Origin of the sequence: Acinetobacter piscicola (assembly GCF_002233755.1) — a bacterium.
GTDB classification, from domain to species: Bacteria; Pseudomonadota; Gammaproteobacteria; order Pseudomonadales; family Moraxellaceae; genus Acinetobacter; species Acinetobacter piscicola.
Map to the genome: position 1 here is coordinate 56,333 of NZ_KZ268706.1, position 16,831 is coordinate 73,163.

Here is a 16,831-nt window from a genome sequence, read left to right on the forward strand (position 1 = left end):
ACCCATGGCTTTTTGTCATGATTAGGAGATTATAGAATGAGTTTTCCTCAAGTCGAATTAAACACCAACAAAGGACGCATTGTTCTTGAACTTAATGCTGAAAAAGCGCCTAAAACAGTCGCTAACTTCTTAGAGTATGTTCGTGATGGTTTTTATGATGGCGTAATCTTCCACCGTGTTATTGAAGGTTTCATGATCCAAGGCGGCGGCATGGATGAAAACTTCAAAGAAAAAGCAACTCGTGATTCAATCGAAAACGAAGCTGACAACGGTTTAAGTAACGATGAAGGTACGGTTGCAATGGCTCGTACTCAAGCGCCTCACTCTGCATCTGCTCAATTCTTCATTAACGTGAAAAATAACTCTTTCCTTAACCACACGGGTAAAACAGCTCAAGGTTGGGGTTATGCAGTATTTGGTAAAGTAACAGAAGGTTTAGACATCGTTGACGCGATCAAAGGTGTACGTACAGGTAACCGTGGTTATCACGCTGACGTTCCTTTAGAAAATGTTGTGATCGAATCTGCGAAAATCATTTCGGAATAATTAATCTCCCTAAATCCCTCTTTATAAAAGAGGGACTTTCCTCCCTTTTAAAAAGGGACTTGCGGAACGTTGTTCCTCAGGAGGGATTATTAAATAGGAAAATAAGTGACCTATCTGTTTATCGCTGATTTACATTTGTCACCTGATCACCCTCGACTCGTTCGGGGGTTTTTAGATTTGTTAGAACACTATCAAGATAAAAATACCGAGCTTTATATTTTAGGTGATTGGTTCAATGCATGGATTGGCGATGACTACACTGCTCCATGGTTAGATGAAATTATTCAACAATTAAAAAAATTTACAGATGTTGGAAATCATATTTACTTTCAAGTGGGTAATCGTGACTTTGCTTTAGGTCAAAAATTCTTAAATCAATTTAATGGCGTATTACTTCCTGATATTCACTCGATTCATATTGGCAATAAAATATTCCGCCTTGAACATGGCGATGCCTTATGCACCGATGATATTTCCTACCAACGATTTAAAAAAATTATTCGAAACCCAATCGTTCTAGGTCTGTTAAAAAGCACACCACTTAGCTTTAGGCAAAAACTCGCCAATGGTTTTCGTAAAAAGAGCCGAGAATCTCAACAAAATAAATCCTATGAAATCATGGATGTGAATCAACAAGCTGTTGAACAAGCTCTACATAAAGTTGATGTACTGATTCATGGACATACTCATCGCCCACAAATCCATGATGTGAATGGCAAACCTAGAATCGTTTTAGGTGATTGGCGTGAAAAAACCTCTGAAGCTATGATTTTAGAAATCAATCAAAATGGTGATTGGGAATTGTTCAAATGGATCATCGCTGAGTAGTTAGCTTTTAAAAATCGTGATTTCTCACATTTATTTCGCTTAAAAACATTTAAAAAATTAAAATTGAGAATATACTATATCGAAATTTTACGATATATGAGATCAACTCATGGATGTATTAAGCATTTCAAAAACGCGTTATACCACCAAAGCTTATGATGCAACTCAGAAAATTCCGCAACAACAGTTTGAACGCTTACTTGAAGTCCTACGTTTAGCACCATCTTCTATCAATATTCAACCTTGGCACTTTTTTATTGCAGATCATCAAGTAGCGAAAGAACGCATTGCAAAAGCTTTGGTCGGTAAATATACCTATAACGCAGCTAAAGTATTGGATTCTTCTCATACGATTTTATTTTGCACCAAAGCTGACATTACCGAAGATCATCTTGCTAGCTTATTGAATCAAGATAATTTAAGTGGTCGTTTTAAAGATGAAAAAGCCAAACAAGGTCAAAAAGATAGTCGTACAGGTTATGTTGATTATTATCGTAATGAAAAAGGCGATATCCAACGTTGGGCTGAAAACCAAACCTTTATTGCTTTAGGTCAAATGCTATTAGCCGCAGGTATTGAAGGTGTTGACGCCACACCAATTGGCGGTTTTGATGAACAAATTATCACTGAAGAGTTAGGCTTAGCTGAAAAAGGTTTAATTCCGTCTGTCATTCTCACTTTAGGTTATCGCAGTGAGTGTGACTTTAATGCCAAACTCCCTAAATCTCGCTTAGATAAAGAAGAAATTTTTACTCAGCTTTAATTACACTATTTAATATTAATGCATGTAATTGCAGGTGTTTTTTTGAGGGTGAGGATATACCCCATTTACGCATTAGTATTTAAAAATGAATCTATAAAAACTTTTTTGTTTTTGTATTTTTAAATACATCGTGTGTACTATCGCGTTAGGCGGCAAGGATGCCGTCGTTGTTCGGAGGTACAGGACGTACCTCCCGAACAACAGAGGGCTTTTGCTACTTTTCGCCCGAGAAAAGTAGAGTATCGCCTACACAAATCAATCTAAAAATTTTCACAGAAAAATAAGGCTGTGAAAACCGCTTATATCTATTTTTTAATTTTTACGAATAATAAAAACTATCAATCTTTAAACAGGATGACTTCTTGCAATTTCTTGGCTAATCATCACCGCAGTTGCAGCAGACAATGTCCACCCCAAATGCCCATGTCCTGTATTATAAAATACTCGTTCACGTTTACCACGTTTCACCACTGGCATCATATTCGGCATCATCGGTCTTAAACCTGCCCAAGGGATACAATGCTCCGTTGAAATATCAAAGTTTTTATTCACCCAATCGGTCAAAGGCTGAATACGATCAGACCGAATATCACGATTATAACCATTAAATTCAGCTGTTCCTGCGATACGTAAACGATTTGCACCCAAACGAGAAGTCACGATTTTGGCACTTTCATCGAGCAAACTGACCCAAGGTGCACCATTGATACTTTTTTCATCATCCAATTGCACGGTGATTGAATACCCCTTCACTGGGTAAACATTGACACGATCACCCAATTGATTGGCCAAATGATAGCTTCCCACACCACCACAAACCACAACTGCATCGGCACTCAACTGTTCAATGACTTTTGATTGACCATCTTTATGTTCACCACTTGGATGATATTGAATATTCACGCCTTTGACAGTGTGCTCAACATTGACGACTTCCATGCCAAAAATATATTTCACACCATATTTTTCAGTTACTTTGGCTAAACCCGTAGTGAATTTATGAATATCGCCTGTCGCATCACCTGGGCAATAGAATCCACCGTAATATTCACCTTTTAAGCTTGGTTCAATACTTTTAATTTCTTCAGAACTCACTGCATGGCGCTCTAAACCACCTTTGCACAGTAAGCTATTGACCCGAGTCGCCACTTCATAATCTTGCTCAGTATGATAAAAATGCAAAATGCCGCGTTTTTCTAAATCAAAATGAATACCTTCTTGTTCAGCGATATTAAATAAGCGCTGACGAGCCAACAGCGCCATTTTTACTGTGTCTTGTGTGTTGGATTCATAATGTTTGATATTGCCTAGAAATTCTGCCAACCATGCATATTTGTGCAAATCAAAAGATGGATTGAGCAATAATGGCGCATCTTTACGCGCCATCCATTTAATGCCTTTTAATACTGTAGATTTTTGATTCCAAACCTCAGCATTGCAAGCCGATAGCTGACCACCGTTAGCAAACGAGGTTTCCATCGCAGGGAAAAGGTGTTTATCGATCACCGTAACTTGGTAGCCCAATTGAGCAAGCTCGTAGGCCGAGGTTACTCCTGTAATCCCTGAACCAATCACAACAATATGACACATATGCACACTCCTTTGAAAATGCAATACTTTTTAAAATGCATTATTTCAAGCATGCCCCATCTGTCATGTTTACCTGAGAGCTTCGATAAAACTTAAACCATTTAAGTTTTACCATCCCCTTCGGTGAGCCATTTGCTTATTTTTACAATAGAATGACTTCTCTCCAGATTTTAAAAATTATTACAGTCCTTTTGCCTGAGAGTTTCCGGGGTCGTTGCTCCTTCGGCGAGTCTACAAGAGACTTCTCTCCTGCAATAATATTTAATTATAGTAAAGCAACTTATATGCCATTTTCAGACACAAATACACTACATATTCGTAGACTTGTGTAAGCAAATTGGCTAAAACTCCGCTTATTGTTTAGCTAAAAATAGTACTTAATAATTGACAGAATCATAACGAAACACATTCAAATCATCATATTCAATTTGAGGTTTTGTCCCTGAAATAATGTCAGAGAGTAACTTTGCAGAACCACATGACATTGTCCAACCCAGTGTTCCATGTCCAGTATTGGTATAAAGATTTTGATACTTGGTTTTGCCCACAATCGGCGTACCATCAGGGGTTGCAGGTCGTAAACCTGTCCAAAAGTGTGCCTCTGAAATATCACTGGCATTGGGGAACAATTGCTGTAAAACCATCAATAAGGTATTTTCACGACTGGATTTTAAAGAACGATCAAAACCATTAATTTCAGCCATTCCCCCAACACGAATACGATCATCAAAACGGGTTAAGGCGATTTTATAAGTTTCATCTAAAATAGTGGAAACAGGTGATAATTCTGGGTCGATAATTTTCGTGGTAATTGAATAACCTTTCAATGGATAAACAGGTGCATCTATTCCCAACTGTTTTAATATTTCATGACTATAACTACCCAATGCAATCACATAGGCATCACCTTTTATTTTTGTACCATCTTTTAATTGAATGGCTGTAATTTGGTCTGCATTTTTTTCAATAGATTCTATAGTTGCATTAAATAAGAAATTCACACCCTGCTTTGCCGCCAATTCAGCAAGCTCAGTGGTAAATTTTTGACAGTCTCCAGTCTGATCATTTGGAAGGCGTAATCCACCGACAAAATCTACCGTAGCATGTGCAAGTGCAGGCTCAGCTTTGATCACACCTTGCTTATCTAATAACTCAAATGGAACACCTTCATGCTTTAAAACTTCGGTATCTTTACCTGCGACATCTAATTGCTCTTGCTTCCTAAATAATTGCAATGTTCCCAATTGACGTTCATCAAAATGAATCCCTGTTTCGGCACGTAATTCATCTAAACAATCACGACTATATTCAGAAATCCGCACCATACGTTCTTTATTGATTTGATAGCGATCAATATTACACTCAGCCAACATGCGTACCATCCACTGATATTGAAACATATCTCCAGTGAGTTTAATGGCAAGGGGGGAATGCGGTTGAAACATCCATTTGAAGGCTTTTAAAGGAATACCGGGAGCAGCCCAAGGCGATGCATAACCGGGGGAAATTTGCCCAGCATTGGCAAAACTGGTTTCTAGAGCGACATTTGGCTGACGATCAATGACTGTGACTTCATGTCCTGCTTGTTTTAAATAATATGCTGACGTTGTACCTATGACACCTGCACCAAGAACGACTATATGCATAATAAACCGATCCTTAAACGAATCATTCGTCTTATAATAAAATTTTATAACTAATGATAAATATATTTATCATTGTTTAAATTTAGCACTTTTCATCTTTTTCGCAATAAAGATTTGGTGATGAAGTGTCAATTCACTATCAAAATTTATGATTATATGTAATTTTAATTTTAGAAAAAATTAAGGATATTGAGTTATCCCAATATCCTTAAAATTGAATACTTATACTTTAATATTTTAAATTAACGATGCGTATGAATCGACATCACAATACCGAAACTGGCTAATAAAGCGATGACTGCCGTCCCGCCATAACTCATTAAAGGTAAAGGATCACCTGTTACAGGCAAAATACCACTAACCATGCCTGAATTTACAAACACATAGAAAAATAAAGATAACCCAATAGTTCCTGCCAATAAGCGGCCATAATTATGAAAACAATTTAAGCTAATCATTAAACATCTAAAAATAATTGCAGCATAAAGTACAAATAAGAAAAAAACCCCAATAAATCCAAACTCTTCTGCATAGGTCGACATAATAAAGTCGGTATGGTGTTCAGGTAAATAGCCCAATTGAGATTGGGTGCCTTCTAGAAAACCACGACCAGAGACGCCCCCAGAACCAATGGCGATTTTAGACTGAATAATATTCCAACCTGCGCCTAAAGCATCAGACTCTGGATCAAATAAAGTCAGGATACGCTTCTTCTGATAAGTCTGAAGAACAAAAGTCCAGATCACTGGAAATGCGAGTGCCAATGCACCCAAAGTACCAATAATCAACGTCCAAGACATTCCACTCAAAAATAGTGCAAAAACACCACCAATAATAATTCCAATCGCTAAATCGGGTTGTAATAACGCCAATACAAAAGGCACGAGCATGATAACGAGCGCAACAACGATATGTCTAAATTTAGGTGGTAATGGATTACGAGAAAAATACCAAGCCATCATCAAAGGCATGGCAAACTTCATAAATTCACTGGGTTGCATACTGCCGATACCCGGAATCGTCAACCAACGCTTTGCTCCCAAACGAACATCACCAATCAGCAATACCAATATCAATAATAAGATCGCAAATAGATAAAACCACGGACTGACCGCTTGATAAACTTTTGGGGGAATTTGAGCACAAATAAAGAGGAGTACAAAACCAACACCAAAACTAATCCCTTGGCGTATCACCATAGACACATCTTCTGAAGATGCGCTATACACCATCAACAAACCAAGAATCGTATTGATAATCAGGAAGCCAAGCAACCAAGGATCTAAATGTAATTTATCCCATCTAGATACATTTTGATTAATGCTCAAACCATCTCTAACAGATTGGCGTAAAAACTTATACTGGGGTGATGGCGTCATGGATCAAATCTGTAAACATGCTTATTTAAGATAAAATGATAAGATAAATTTAAGTAAGAAAATCTATCAATGAACAGTAATTTTGATTTTACCCTATTTTCATTGCTGTGACTGTAAAATCAATTTTGCCAATTCAAGATCATCTGGATAGGTTATTTTGATATTGTCTGAACGCCCCATCACCACGTTGACAGGTTCATTGATATATTCAAGCGCACTGGCTTCATCTGTAATGACAATATCATTCTCTAAAGCAGATTCAATCGCAAATTTAAGTTTTGCAAGTGTTGAAATCTGTGGTGTCTGCGCTTGCCATAACTGATCACGACTGATGGTTTTATTGATCTGATGTTCAGTTGCAACAAATTTGAGTGTATCTCTAACTGGAATTGCCAATATTGCACTTAAATCTTGCTCAATTGCGGTATTCAGTAAGTTTTTTAAACTTTCTGCTGTAACACAAGGTCGGGCTGCATCGTGTACAAAGACAAGATCTTGTGGATCTGCAATATGTGAAAGATAATTTAAGGCATTTAAAACCGAATCTACACGTTCTGCCCCGCCTATGCAAAAGTGAGCGATTTCTTTATTGGTCAAATTGAGTGTTTGCGCAAAATCATCTTGCTCACCAATGGCTAAAACATAACCCGCTAGTGGCAATTGATTTAGACGGTCAATGGTATGTTCTAGTACTGTTTTATTTTCAATGATTTGATATTGTTTAAGTTCTGTTTTAGAAAAACGACTCCCTGTACCAGCAGCAGGAATAATTGCCCATATTTTACGGTTGGTCTGGCGCAGGATCGTCATCGTCTTCATTGGTTCTTAAATCGGTATTTGGATCTATATAAATCGGTTTGTAATGGGTACTAATCGTACTCATTTGTACAAATGTTTCATGTGGCTTCACTAGACCGAGGTCTAAACGTGCATGTTCTTCAATGGCTTCGGCACCATTTTTTAAGTCATACACTTCCGCAGCGAGAATACGGTTTCTTTCTTTTAGATCAGTATTCACTTCAGCTTGTTGCTGGATTTGCTGAACTAAAGCTTGGTGAGGGAAATAACCACCCTCACCAAACCAAAAGCGATACTGTAGTATTGCGATAATCAATATCGCAATCACTAAGATCACTTTACTTGAAGTTGTTTTAAATACTTCTAACATGCATTCGTGTCTTGTTTAACAGCATTAAATTAAGCTGCTAATATACATCAAATATTTTGTGTAGAGAATATTTTACTGTGGTAAATATGCAAATCGTGAACAATACTACAGTTTCTGTGCAAAAATGGCTCACATCTATTCGTTTTTAGATATGCTTGAAACACAAAAGACTATTGATAATAAATAGTTTTTATTTAAAATAAAGTATATTTTTTCCCAAATTTGAACTATGGATAATTTAACTTTATCAAGAAATTTAAAAATTGAAATTCTAAAATTATTATCTATAGAAGAAGTAAAATTATTTCAAAACATTGATTCCGTAGACTTCTTTGAAGAAATCTTAGACTTGCGATCACTACCTTCAAATGATTCAAGATATCAAAATGCTAGGGGAGATTTTATCCAACATTTTATAAATAATAGTGATTGGACATTAGAAGAAGTATTTTTAGATAGATTTAACTTCATTAATTCAGATATTAATTTTATCAATCTTTTAAACTTTGTAATTTCTTCACAAGTAAATAGTAATGAATATGAAATTAAGTTTTTCTTTTATACATTAAATAGTTTATTAGCGAAAGAAAAATTTGAATATATACCAAAGGGGTATGATGAAAATAACCTTCCAATTTACAAAGTAGGTAGATTAGACTCTAACAAGCGATTTAAAGACATTCCTGATAATACAATTCCATTTCTTATGGAAGATAACAATATTAATCAAAGATTTATCTTAAAGAAATCCAAATGGAATGACTTTGGGTGTGAAAATAGTTTTATTTTATATTTCAAAGAAGCTTCCACTACTATTAAAGTTGGTGAATTAAAAATCATCTCAAAGGAAAAGTTTAGCTCTACTAGTTTAATAAATGATACCTTTTATCAATTACCTGCAGATTTTTGTTCTTTGGGGCAAAGTTTTGAATACTATAAAACCCTAAAAAACTTATTTAGCACTAGTTTTTTATCAATTCTCAAAGCATTGAATGACTCTGCTTTTTTTGTTCAAATAGTTGAAGAATTTGAAACTACCCCTTACTTTACATTAAGCTTAATAAGATTTCCACAACAAGAACAATTAATTAGACAAGCTAAATATCGTCTTGATAATTATGATTTAAGTAACTTATATTCATTTAATTATATTTTTAAGCCGACCTACCTATCTGATGATACAAACCTAAACATAAATTTTAAGTTTAATGCAAAAGAACCATTAGCTAATAGGATTTATGCATTAATAGGGAAAAATGGAGTTGGAAAAACACAGCTTATTTCAAAATTACCATTAGATATTGCTAATAATAACCAAGAATTATTTTCCCCAAAAAAACCACTATTTAGTAAAATAATAGCCGTTTCATATAGTGTTTTTGATAAATTTCCTATACCTAATAATTCATCAACATTTAATTATCTATATTGTGGACTACGTATCAAAAAAGATAATAATGAGTATTTATTGAATTCAGACGAATTATTAAATAGGTTTTTTAGTTCAATATCTAAAATTGGAAAAAACAATTATTTTGAAAGCTGGGTTGAAATTATTGAGAACTTTTTATCAAAAGAATCAGTTGACAGCTGGTTCTTTCGAAATAAAACAGGTAAAAATCTGAAATTTAAAAAAGATGCTTTTTTACAAGATCATAGTAAGTTTAGTTCTGGGCAAGCTATATTTGTTTATATTTTTACAGAAATTCTTGCAAATATACGCTATGATTCATTAATTTTATTTGATGAACCTGAAACACACTTACATCCTAATGCAATTTCACAACTGATTAATAGTATCCATCTGCTATTAGATAGATTTCAATCATATTGCATTATCGCCACCCACTCTCCTATTATTGTACAAGGTATATTATCCCAAAATGTCTATGTTATAAGAAACGAATCAAATATTCTTTCTATCCGGCATCCATCATTAGAGACTTTTGGCGAAAATTTAACAAGAATCACAGACGACATCTTCGGAAGTCGTGATACACAATCATACTTCAAAAGTAAATTAGAACAGTTAGTTAAAGCAGGTTATAACTATGATCAAATTAACTCATTATTAACCTCAGAAAATACATCACTTAGTCTAAATGCATCCATATTGCTAAATAATTTAGTGAATCACAATGATCAACATTAAACCTTATTCTAAAGATAGCTTCAATTTCTTAGAAAGTGTTATAGACTCCAAACGTAAACGACCAAATGAAATTCAGCCATTCTATAAAGACCGAATGAGACAAGTTTTACCAGAACTTAAACCTACCTGTTTATGCTATGACGATGCATTCACAAATCAGGCACTACAAACTCTGAGCAGTATCCCTCAATTCAGTGAAAAAAATTTAAAAAATGATTTACTAGATTTATATTCTTATAAGGCAAAACCTTTTATAAAGTTAAAAAATGAGCTTGTTGAATTATCAGATGGTAGTTCATTTGATACATGTCAGTATTGTGGAATTAATAGCATAAGCACACTAGATCATATTTTACCCAAAAGTATTTTTCCTGAATTTGTTGTTCATCCAAAAAATTTATTTCCAGCCTGCTCGGAATGTAATAGTTTAAAAATGTCTAAATGGTTAGAATCAGGCGAATCTTCTTTTTTAAATCTGTATTCTGATATACTGCCATTAACTCAATATTTATTTGTTGATTTAAATTATAATGGAAAAATTTTTGATGTATCTTTCTATTTATCTAATAAAAATAATATCGATACCATCTTTTTCAAAATTATTTCTAATCACTTCAAAAACTTGAAACTTATTGAAAGATTCAATCGCAGATCTAATGAAATAATTTCTGAGTTTATCAATTCCATTATTTCAAATTTAGAAAATAATACTTTAGAAAGTTTATTAAATAATGCGAGAAACCGCCTCCCTTTACAGAAATCTAGCATAGGACACAATCATTTTAAAAATATTTTAGAACTTGAACTATGCAATGGAACAGCGCTTAGCGAGTACTTAAAGTCGAAATTTTACATTTCACCTAAATAGTAATACTGGTTCATTTCTTAAAGAAAACCACCCTTTTCAGAGTGGTTTTTTCAATCTAAATCAATAAATTAATATTAATTTAAACCCTTAAATTCAGCCTTACCGCGATAAGCTGCATGAGTCAATTCTTCAATACGAAGTAATTGGTTATATTTTGCAACACGGTCAGAACGGCATAATGAACCCGTCTTAATTTGACCCGCTGCTGTACCTACTGCTAAATCAGCAATCGTAGAATCTTCAGTTTCACCTGAACGGTGTGAAATCACTGTAGAGTAACCATTTGCTTTAGCAAGGTAGATGGCATCTAAAGTTTCTGACAACGTACCGATTTGGTTATATTTGATTAAGATCGAGTTACCGACTTTCTCATCAATACCACGCTGTAAAATCTTAGGATTTGTCACGAATAAATCGTCACCGACCAATTGGATTTTATCACCAAGGATAGAAGTCAAATAAGACCAACCTTCCCAATCAGACTCATCCAAACCATCTTCGATTGAAATAATTGGATATTGATTAACTAGACCCGCTAAGTAATCAGAGAATTGGTTGCTTGTGAATGCTTTGTTGCCTTCACCTGCAAGAATATATTGACCGTTTTTGTAGAATTCTGAAGATGCGCAATCAAGTGCAAGCATGATGTCAGAACCTGCTTTATAGCCAGTTTTGTCAATCGCTTCAAGAATAACAGTAATCGCTTCTTCATTTGAACGTAAGTTCGGCGCAAAACCACCCTCATCACCTACAGCAGTGTTTAAACCTTTTTTGTTTAAAACTGATTTTAGAGAATGGAAGATTTCAGCACCTGCACGTAACGCTTCTGCAAATGATGTAAAGCCTACTGGCTCAATCATAAATTCTTGAATATCAACATTATTATCTGCATGTGAACCACCATTGATGATGTTCATCATGGGTACAGGCATTGTTAATGTCGTTTGACCACGTAAGTCAGCGATATATTGAAATAATTCAGTTTTCTTTTCAGTTGCAGCAGCACGTGCAGCAGCTAAAGAAACAGCCAAAGTCGCATTCGCACCTAATTTTTCTTTATTTTCAGTACCATCAAGCGCGATCATTTTGTCATCAAGCGCTTTTTGTTCAAATACGTTTTGACCTTTTAATAAGTCTTTGATTTGACCATTTACGTTTTGAACCGCAGTGCGAACACCTTTACCTAAGTAACGGGTTTTATCGCCATCACGAAGTTCTAAAGCTTCACGAGAACCAGTTGAAGCACCAGATGGTGCACATGCACGGCCAACAACGCCAGAGTCTAGGATTACGTCAGCTTCGATGGTTGGGTTACCACGAGAGTCCAAAATTTCACGTGCACGAATGTCAACGATTTGGCTCATGAATAATTCCTCAGTTGATTAAAAATAAGATGCCTCTTAAAGGCATCAATGTGTATCTAGTTTTTTGAAACCTTTAACCAAGGTATCCAATTCTTTTAATTGCGCCAAGAAAGGCTCAAGTTGCGACATACGTAAAGCACATGGTCCATCGCATTTGGCTTTTTCAGGATCGGGATGACCTTCCAAAAATAGACCTGCTAAACCTGTAGCCATGCCCGCACGTGCCAAAGTTGTGATTTGAGCACGACGACCGCCTGCTGAATCTTCACGACCGCCCGGTGTTTGCAACGCATGTGTCACATCAAAGAACACAGGAACATTCATTTCTTTCATGGTGTCAAAACCAAGCATATCAACAACTAAGTTGTTATAACCAAATGCTGAACCACGTTCACAAAGAATCAGTTTGTCATTTCCAGCTTCTAAACACTTGTTCAGAATATGACGCATTTCATGCGGTGCTAAAAATTGTGCTTTTTTGATGTTAATAATGGCTTGTGTTTTAGCCATTGCTTCAACAAGATCAGTCTGGCGACTTAGAAATGCGGGAAGTTGAATAATATCTGCAACTTCCGCAACAGGTGCAGCTTGATAAGGTTCATGTACATCAGTAATGATGGGTACATTGAAATGTTTCTTAATGTCAGCTAACCACTCAATTCCTTTTTCCAAGCCTGGACCGCGGAATGAATGCAAACTAGAACGATTGGCTTTATCAAAACTTGCTTTAAACACGTATGGGATATCTAAGCGTTTACAGATATCTACATAAGTTTCAGCAATTTCAAAGGCTAAGTCTTTCGACTCAAGTACGTTCATTCCGCCGAATAATACAAATGGCAAATGATTTGCCATTTGTATATCGCCTAAACGTACAATTTCTTGTGGTTTTAATTGCGACATTTAAACTTCCTAGTTATGTTGCTACACACTTATTTACTGTTTTGATGCTGTTTTTTCGCAGCGTCGATAAAGCTAGCAAATAATGGATGCCCATCACGTGGTGAACTTGTAAATTCCGGGTGGAATTGTACAGCAATAAACCAAGGATGTTCAGGAATTTCTACAGTTTCAACAAGGTGTTGTACTGCTGAGTAACCTGAGATTTTCATACCTGCTTGTTCAATTGCAGGAATAAAACGGTCATTCATTTCATAGCGATGACGATGACGTTCTGTAATTTCAGCTTTCGCATAAACTTCACGAGTCTTCGTACCTTCAACCAATTCAGATGTTTGTGCACCTAAACGCATCGTTCCACCAAGGTTCGACTCAGTGTTACGGTGTTGAATTTCGCCACGCTCATCTAACCATTCAGTGATTAAACCAATCAATGGGAATTTAGTAGAACGGTTAAATTCAGTTGAAGTTGCTTCTGGCATACCTGCAACATGACGTGCAAATTCAATCACAGCCAACTGCATACCTAAACAAATACCAAGGAATGGCACACCATTTTCACGAGCAAATTGAATTGCCTTCATTTTGCCTTCAGTACCACGCTCGCCAAAACCACCCGGAACTAAAATCGCGTCCATATCTTTTAATACTTCAGCTACATTTTGAGTTTCAAGTTCTTCAGCATTGACATATTCAATTTGAACTTTAACGCGGTTTTGAATCCCTGCATGTAAAAGTGCTTCATTTACAGACTTATAAGCATCTGGTAATTCAACATATTTACCGACCATCGCAACACGAACCGTGTATTGAGGATTCAATAATGCATCTACAACGTGATCCCAATCAGAAAGATCTGCTTCAGGTAAACCGTCATAACCAAAACGTTCACAAATTAAATCATCAACATTCTGTTCATAGAATGTACGAGGAATTTGATAAATTGAACGGGCATCTTTACACACCACAACTGCGCGTGCTTCAACGTTTGTGAATAATGCAATTTTACGTGTGGTATCCGCATCCACATCGTACTCAGTACGACATATCAAAATGTCTGGCTGAATACCAATCGACAATAATTCTTTTACAGAATGTTGTGTCGGTTTGGTTTTAAGTTCTGCCGCAGACTTGATATAAGGAAGCAAAGTCAAATGCATAAGCATGGTACGTTTATGACCAAGCTCAACCATTAACTGACGTACAGATTCCATGAACGGAAGTGATTCGATATCACCCACAGTTCCACCGATTTCTACGATGGCAACGTCATAGCCTTCGCCTGCGCGAAGTACACGTTCTTTAATATTATCCGTAATATGCGGAATAACTTGTACAGTTCCACCGAGGTAATCACCACGACGTTCTTTATTTAAAACATCTTGGTAAACACGGCCAGAAGTAAAGTTATTTAGTTTGGTCATTTTTGCACGACGTAAGAAACGTTCGTAATAACCCAAGTCTAAGTCAGTTTCGGCACCATCCTCTGTGACAAAAACTTCACCGTGCTGGAATGGGCTCATAGTCCCAGGATCGACATTAATGTATGGATCCATTTTGACCATGGTTACTTTTAAACCACGGGCTTCTAAAAGTGCAGCAACTGAAGCAGCTGAAATACCTTTACCTAGTGATGATACAACACCACCAGTTACGAATATAAAATGGGTCATTAAGTTTCTCGTACAATGGAGCCTAAATTGGCCTACAATGTTGTGCGATTTTACTTTACTCTGTACCAAGAAAGCAAAGTCAATTCACATCAATTCATAGAACAATAAACAATTGACTATTCTATCAGCATTTCCAATAAAAAATTAGCTCTAGATAAGATGATTTTCAAATATGATTTTGCTGTTATACTAATATCATCTGTTTAATATCTATTGTTTAGAGTGACTATGAATAAGAAACTTTTAATTTGTGGCGCAATTGCGACTGTGTTACTTGTATCTGCTTGTGTAAAAAAAGAAACACCTAAAGAAGAGGAACATGAAGTTGAGACCACTCAAACTGCAACTTCTGAACCGGCACAATTCGAAAATTTGCCAAGTGCTGAACAAAATAATACTCAACAAGTAGAAGCACCTTCACAAGTTGAAATTGAACGCACACAAACTGAAAATACCACCACTGAAATTCGTCGTGAAACGCATGAAGCACATGCAACAACTCAAAATCAAGCAGCTGAAACCAAACCTGCTGAAGAATCTAAGCCTGCTAAAGCTGAATCGGTAAAAACTGAAACAACTCAAGCTGCACCAAAAGCAACAACAGGCGCTGCGCAGTCTGAAGATGATGCTGTTGCCGCTGCGATTGCCGCTGCGACTCCTGCTTTGAAAAATTAATTTTTAGTCTTTTATAAAAAACCAGTCATGATTGACTGGTTTTTTAATCTATTCACCGATCAAACTGATGGTCAAATCAGAAGCTAATACTGCTTTAAAAAATCCGCAATCAGCTTGGATGCCCACGATTTACTATTCAAACCTTCATAAAACCCACAATGGCTGCCCTTTTTGGTCGTCACTACCATTATATTATCCATCTGTTGAATAACACTTTTATATGGTTCTAAGTTTTTAATTGAACATACAGGGTCATCTTCTGCATTTAAAATTAATAGTGGGATTTTTACATTTTCAAAGACATAAATCGGGTTAATGGCCTGATCATAGCTTTGATAATCAGCAAAACCTGCCATTTCATAATAGGTGGTTTGGAACTCTTGTAAAGTCTTTGTTGTCAGCACCTTTTCAACCGAAGCAACAGCATCCCACGTGTTTTTATATGGATAAACAAAGGCTTTGAATAATTTTTGTGTCATCATTTTACTATAAAAAGGATGAACATTCTCAAAACCTGTTTGCGTGTTATAACCCGGACACATTGCAAAAGCGGCTTTAAAAGGTGTCTCTAATCCTTGCTCACCCAAATACCTGACCAATAAACCTGTACCAGCAGACGAACCTACCGCATACAAATTCGATTGTGGAAATACTGTTTGAACATGGACAAGCTGCTCTTTTAAATCTGAAGTTGAGCCAAAAATCGACATTTGTGGAACAGGCATAGGTAAACCCGCATGTCCACGGCGTAAGCAAAGTGCAATTCTCCATCCAGTATATTCATGCAAATCTTTCACCAATTCACGCATGCTCTCAGGTGTCCCTGTAATGGTATGCATGATCATGATTGTTGGTGCTTCTTTTGGTAAATCATAACCATACCAAGCAATTGCCGTTACGCCACCATCTTGCATCGTGAGTTGTTCAATGCGGTCATATTCAAGTTTGATTGTTTGCTTCTTAATCACATCGAAATAAATTAAGTGCACATGCTGATTACTCAACCACGGTGTAGGTCGGTATTTTTGTTGTAATTGAGGTAGTTTATCGACCAAATCTTTAAATTGCCCATTCTGGTCATAGTACATTTTAGGGAGTTCAGCACCAGTCACTTGATCCAATATAGATTGAGCAAGCTGAGTGAGCTTATTGATGATTGACATGATATGACTCTCTATTCAATACATTTAAAACAATTCAATTACAAAAGCTTAATTAAAAAAATTATATTTCATCGCAGATGAACGTTGTTTCTAATCATCTATATCTCATGATTAGA

Annotated in this window: 15 protein-coding genes and 1 riboswitch; of the genes, 6 read left to right on the forward strand and 9 right to left on the reverse strand. The window is 36.0% G+C overall.

Annotated elements, in window-relative coordinates:
- The first annotated feature begins 36 nt into the window (after positions 1-36).
- The 3 genes from CDA10_RS02885 (at position 37) to nfsB (ending at position 2,137) form a co-directional block, all read left to right on the forward strand.
- On the forward strand, positions 37-546 hold the full coding sequence (locus tag CDA10_RS02885) for a peptidylprolyl isomerase (protein ID WP_089604015.1): 510 nt from the start codon (positions 37-39) through the stop codon (positions 544-546).
- A gap of 105 nt (positions 547-651) precedes the next feature.
- A complete protein-coding gene (locus tag CDA10_RS02890) occupies positions 652-1,374 on the forward strand; it encodes a UDP-2,3-diacylglucosamine diphosphatase (protein WP_089604016.1) in 723 nt (240 codons plus the stop codon).
- Between the two features lie 109 nt (positions 1,375-1,483).
- Entirely contained in the window at positions 1,484-2,137 is a 654-nt protein-coding gene (gene nfsB / locus CDA10_RS02895) for an oxygen-insensitive NAD(P)H nitroreductase (protein ID WP_089604017.1), read from the forward strand.
- Positions 2,138-2,482: 345 nt separating this feature from the next.
- On the opposite strand, the gene CDA10_RS02900 is transcribed toward nfsB, so the two are convergent.
- The 5 genes from CDA10_RS02900 to ftsB form a co-directional block, all read right to left on the reverse strand.
- Positions 2,483-3,727 carry a D-amino acid dehydrogenase gene (locus tag CDA10_RS02900; protein WP_089604018.1) on the reverse strand — a complete coding sequence of 415 codons (1,245 nt, stop codon included), beginning with the start codon at positions 3,725-3,727 and terminating at the stop codon, positions 2,483-2,485.
- A 173-nt stretch (positions 3,728-3,900) separates the two neighbouring features.
- Positions 3,901-3,989: riboswitch (glycine riboswitch) on the reverse strand.
- A gap of 115 nt (positions 3,990-4,104) precedes the next feature.
- Positions 4,105-5,421 carry a D-amino acid dehydrogenase gene (locus CDA10_RS02905; RefSeq protein ID WP_323807399.1) on the reverse strand — a complete coding sequence of 439 codons (1,317 nt, stop codon included), beginning with the start codon at positions 5,419-5,421 and terminating at the stop codon, positions 4,105-4,107.
- 194 nt (positions 5,422-5,615) lie between these two features.
- Positions 5,616-6,752: a rod shape-determining protein RodA gene (rodA, locus tag CDA10_RS02910; RefSeq protein WP_089604020.1), complete on the reverse strand. Its 1,137-nt coding sequence runs from the start codon at positions 6,750-6,752 to the stop codon at positions 5,616-5,618.
- A gap of 99 nt (positions 6,753-6,851) precedes the next feature.
- Positions 6,852-7,571: a 2-C-methyl-D-erythritol 4-phosphate cytidylyltransferase gene (ispD, locus tag CDA10_RS02915; protein ID WP_089604021.1), complete on the reverse strand. Its 720-nt coding sequence runs from the start codon at positions 7,569-7,571 to the stop codon at positions 6,852-6,854.
- The gene (gene ftsB / locus CDA10_RS02920; RefSeq protein WP_089604022.1) at positions 7,534-7,920 is read right to left on the reverse strand and encodes a cell division protein FtsB; all 387 of its coding nucleotides are present in this window, start codon (positions 7,918-7,920) and stop codon (positions 7,534-7,536) included. Before ftsB ends, ispD begins: the two co-directional genes overlap by 38 nt.
- Before the next feature lie 229 nt (positions 7,921-8,149).
- On the opposite strand from ftsB, the gene CDA10_RS02925 reads away from it, so the two are divergent.
- A complete protein-coding gene (locus tag CDA10_RS02925; protein ID WP_089604023.1) occupies positions 8,150-10,072 on the forward strand; it encodes an AbiJ-related protein in 1,923 nt (640 codons plus the stop codon).
- On the forward strand, positions 10,059-10,940 hold the full coding sequence (locus CDA10_RS02930) for an HNH endonuclease (protein WP_089604024.1): 882 nt from the start codon (positions 10,059-10,061) through the stop codon (positions 10,938-10,940). The genes CDA10_RS02925 and CDA10_RS02930 overlap by 14 nt, the downstream gene beginning before the upstream one ends.
- A 74-nt stretch (positions 10,941-11,014) precedes the next feature.
- Here CDA10_RS02930 and eno read toward each other — a convergent pair whose 3' ends face one another.
- Genes eno through CDA10_RS02945 form a run of 3 tightly spaced genes read right to left on the reverse strand, consistent with a single transcriptional unit; the run spans position 11,015 to position 14,877 of the window.
- The gene (gene eno / locus CDA10_RS02935; RefSeq protein ID WP_089604025.1) at positions 11,015-12,304 is read right to left on the reverse strand and encodes a phosphopyruvate hydratase; all 1,290 of its coding nucleotides are present in this window, start codon (positions 12,302-12,304) and stop codon (positions 11,015-11,017) included.
- A gap of 45 nt (positions 12,305-12,349) precedes the next feature.
- A complete protein-coding gene (gene kdsA / locus CDA10_RS02940) occupies positions 12,350-13,207 on the reverse strand; it encodes a 3-deoxy-8-phosphooctulonate synthase (RefSeq protein ID WP_089604026.1) in 858 nt (285 codons plus the stop codon).
- Positions 13,208-13,236: 29 nt separating this feature from the next.
- Complete coding sequence (locus CDA10_RS02945) at positions 13,237-14,877, reverse strand: CTP synthase (RefSeq protein WP_089604027.1); 1,641 nt, start codon at positions 14,875-14,877, stop codon at positions 13,237-13,239.
- Positions 14,878-15,105: 228 nt separating this feature from the next.
- On the opposite strand from CDA10_RS02945, the gene CDA10_RS02950 reads away from it, so the two are divergent.
- On the forward strand, positions 15,106-15,552 hold the full coding sequence (locus CDA10_RS02950; protein ID WP_089604028.1) for an internalin: 447 nt from the start codon (positions 15,106-15,108) through the stop codon (positions 15,550-15,552).
- Positions 15,553-15,635: 83 nt separating this feature from the next.
- On the opposite strand, the gene CDA10_RS02955 is transcribed toward CDA10_RS02950, so the two are convergent.
- Positions 15,636-16,715, reverse strand: a complete 1,080-nt coding sequence (locus CDA10_RS02955; RefSeq protein ID WP_089604029.1) for a YheT family hydrolase — start codon at positions 16,713-16,715, stop codon at positions 15,636-15,638.
- Positions 16,716-16,831 lie beyond the last annotated feature (116 nt).

Bases quoted from the DNA above. Each gene is read 5' to 3' on its own strand.
- ftsB (WP_089604022.1), bottom strand. From the start codon at position 7,920: ATGTTAGAAGTATTTAAAACAACTTCAAGTAAAGTGATCTTAGTGATT.
- rodA (WP_089604020.1), bottom strand. From the start codon at position 6,752: ATGACGCCATCACCCCAGTATAAGTTTTTACGCCAATCTGTTAGAGAT.
- CDA10_RS02945 (WP_089604027.1), bottom strand. From the start codon at position 14,877: ATGACCCATTTTATATTCGTAACTGGTGGTGTTGTATCATCACTAGGT.
- CDA10_RS02955 (WP_089604029.1), bottom strand. From the start codon at position 16,715: ATGTCAATCATCAATAAGCTCACTCAGCTTGCTCAATCTATATTGGAT.
- CDA10_RS02925 (WP_089604023.1), top strand. From the start codon at position 8,150: ATGGATAATTTAACTTTATCAAGAAATTTAAAAATTGAAATTCTAAAA.
- eno (WP_089604025.1), bottom strand. From the start codon at position 12,304: ATGAGCCAAATCGTTGACATTCGTGCACGTGAAATTTTGGACTCTCGT.
- CDA10_RS02900 (WP_089604018.1), bottom strand. From the start codon at position 3,727: ATGTGTCATATTGTTGTGATTGGTTCAGGGATTACAGGAGTAACCTCG.
- kdsA (WP_089604026.1), bottom strand. From the start codon at position 13,207: ATGTCGCAATTAAAACCACAAGAAATTGTACGTTTAGGCGATATACAA.
- nfsB (WP_089604017.1), top strand. From the start codon at position 1,484: ATGGATGTATTAAGCATTTCAAAAACGCGTTATACCACCAAAGCTTAT.
- CDA10_RS02885 (WP_089604015.1), top strand. From the start codon at position 37: ATGAGTTTTCCTCAAGTCGAATTAAACACCAACAAAGGACGCATTGTT.
- CDA10_RS02930 (WP_089604024.1), top strand. From the start codon at position 10,059: ATGATCAACATTAAACCTTATTCTAAAGATAGCTTCAATTTCTTAGAA.
- ispD (WP_089604021.1), bottom strand. From the start codon at position 7,571: ATGAAGACGATGACGATCCTGCGCCAGACCAACCGTAAAATATGGGCA.
- CDA10_RS02950 (WP_089604028.1), top strand. From the start codon at position 15,106: ATGAATAAGAAACTTTTAATTTGTGGCGCAATTGCGACTGTGTTACTT.